Consider the following 1727-nt stretch of genomic DNA (forward strand, 5'->3'; position numbering starts at 1 on the left):
CTCGAGTTCCGTGCGGGTCTCCCCGAAATTGGCGGCCCAGGCGTCGAACTCGTGCAGGCCACGCTCGATCAGGGCGTCGATCTGCTGGAAGCGCTGCACATTGTACATCTCGCCCAGGGTGTTCGTAATCGGCGAGCCCGACGCCATGACCAGCTCACGACCGGGGTTGAGACGGCTCAGATAGCGGGCCTTGACGTACAGGTCCCAGGCACGCCCGCTGCCGTTCGGATCGACCCCTTTCAGGCTGGACTGGTTCGTGCCGAAACTCAGCTTGCGGAACTGCTGCGCTTCATCCACGAGGATCTGGTCGATCCCGATCTCGCCGAGATGCACCAGATCGTCCTTGCGGCTGGCCAGCCCGTCCAGCTTCGCTTTCATCCCCTCCTTCATGCGCTCGATGCGCTTGCGCGAGATGCGGTCGTCGGCGTCGATCTCGCACAGCAGGCTTTCGTAAGACGCGATCTGAGCCTCGATCATCGCCTGCTCAAACGCGGTTTCGACCGGAATGAACTTGAAGGCGTCATGCGTGATGATGATCGCATCCCACTGACCCGTGGCCGCACGGGCGAGGAAGCGCTGCCGCTTCGCCTTCACGAAGTTCGTCTCATCCGCCACCAGGATCTTCGCAGTCGGGTAGAGCATCAGGAACTCGCGGGCCATCTGCGCCAGACAGTGTCCCGGCACCACAACCATGGCCTTCGAGATCAGGCCAAGACGGCGCTGCTCCATGATCGCCGCGCACATCGAGAAGGTTTTCCCCGAGCCCACGGCATGCGCCATGTAAGTGTTTCCCGTGGCGATGATGCGCCAGACCACCCGCTTCTGGTGGGCGCGCAGCCGGATCGTGGTGCTGGCCCCGGGCAACTGCAGATGCGAGCCGTCAAAGGCGCGGGGGACGAGGTTGTTGTAGGTGTCGTTATACAGCCGCACCAGACGCTCGGCGCGCTCTGGATCCTGCCACACCCAGGTCTGGAAGGCCGTCTTGATGGCGGCGAGCTTTTCCTTGGCGGCCTCGGTCTCCTGCGCATTCAGCTGCCGGTGCTCGCCGTTCTCGTCGCGCCAGGTGTCCCAGATCTGCGGAATGGCCTGATTGAGCGCATCCTCGATCAGCTCCCCCGCGGGACGGCGTTCGGTGCCCCAGACGGACGTCGCTTCGGCCTTGCCCCGGAACGGTCCCTTGTCCAGGGTCCAGGACGCCACCTCCTTCGTGTGCCACACGCCGGCTTCGACCCCGATCACCTCGGCGATGAAGCCCTCGATGTCGGCGGTCGGGATCCACGGGGCGCCCAGACGGGCGGTAATGTCACTCGGCCGCAGGTCCTCGGGCTGGGCCTCTTCCAGCGCGGCCACGGTGCGGGCGAAGCGGGGATCGGTCTCAGCGGCCTTGCGGGCCTCCGCCAGCTTCGTGCGCACCGCCCCTGACAGGGCTTCGTCGGCCGGCACCCAGACGTCGCGTCCGGGCTGGCTGCGTCCGGCATCGAGGTAAATGGCACTGCCCAGCTCGGCGATGACCTCGTCCTCGGGTCGCCCCAGCAGCTCGGCAATGCGCGGGATCTCCACCACACCCGTCTCGTGCAGGCAGACCGCAAGCGCGTCATGGGCGCTGTGCACCTCCGGCTCCAGCGTCGCCTGGATCACACGCTCGGAGAACAGTGGTCCCTGTGTGCCGACCTGCCGGTCCTCGTCGTACTCCTCGATCGAACTGACCAGCCAGACGTCCGGATCGT

1 protein-coding gene is annotated in these 1727 nt (G+C 65.8%); it reads right to left on the bottom strand.

What is annotated here, in order from left to right:
* Positions 1 to 1727 (bottom strand): DEAD/DEAH box helicase family protein (locus R5H23_RS16190; RefSeq protein WP_317216044.1); only part of this gene is annotated, 1727 nt, incomplete at both ends.

The sequence above is a fragment of the Gluconobacter sp. GP1 genome (genome assembly GCF_032913585.1).
GTDB lineage: Bacteria > Pseudomonadota > Alphaproteobacteria > Acetobacterales > Acetobacteraceae > Gluconobacter > Gluconobacter cerinus.